1 protein-coding gene is annotated in these 895 nt (G+C 63.0%); it reads right to left on the bottom strand.

The features are described 5' to 3' along the window. Positions 1-895, bottom strand: an 895-nt coding sequence (locus B2W52_RS16515; protein WP_286803763.1) for a (2Fe-2S)-binding protein, incomplete at both ends; no start/stop codon positions are given.

The raw sequence follows: 895 nt of genomic DNA, 5'->3' as shown, positions 1-895 counted from the left end.
GCCACCTCACCCAGCACAATCAACTTGTCCGGGGTGATCTCGCCGCCGGGAATGCGCGGCACAATCGAGTAAGTGCCGTTCTTCTGCATGTTGGCCATGAAGGTGTCGTTGGTGTCCTGAAGCGGCACGTGGTCGGTGGCCAGGATGTGCTCGTTCCAGCAGGTGGCCAGAATCGAGGCCACGGCCGGTTTGCAGATGTCGCAGCCGTGGCCCTTGCCGTGCTGACTGATCAGGGTGCGGAAGGTGCGGATGCCGTTCACCTTCACCAGGTGGAACAACTCCTGGCGACTGTACGGGAAGTGCTCGCACAGATCCTTGCTGACCTCCACGCCGCGTTTTTCCAGCTCACTGTCCACCACGTTCTTGAGCAGGGCGGTGCAGCCGCCGCAGCCCGTGCTGGCCTTGGTTTCGGCCTTGACGCTGCCAAGGTCCGAGCAACCGGCATCAATGGCGCCGCAAATATCGCCCTTGGTCACGTTGTGGCAGGAGCAGATCGAGGCGGTTTCCGGAAGGGCATCCGGGCCCAGGGCCGGCGCGCCGCCCTGGCTCTCCGGCAGGATCAGGGTTTCCGGATTCTCCGGCAGGGTGATGCCATTGAGGGCGTATTGCAGCAGGGTGTCGTAGTGGCTGTTGTCACCCACCAGAATGGCGCCCAGCAGGGTCTTGCCATCCTCGCTGATCACCATGCGCCGATAGTGGCCGGCCTGTTCATCGTTAAAGCGGATGTTGCGAGCGCCCGGGGTCTGGGCATGGGCGTCGCCGATGGAACCCACGTCTACACCCAGCAATTTGAGCTTGGTGCTCATGTCGGCACCGGTGAAAGCAGTGTCTCGATCGCCGTTCAGGGCGGAAGACAATGTGCGGGCCATGGTATAGCCGGGGGCCACCAGGCCGA

The organism is Marinobacter sp. UBA2498, assembly GCF_002341575.1.
Lineage (GTDB): Bacteria > Pseudomonadota > Gammaproteobacteria > Pseudomonadales > Oleiphilaceae > Marinobacter > Marinobacter manganoxydans.
Note: the sequence above shows the minus strand (reverse complement) of the source record. Positions and strands in the feature narration are given on the sequence as shown.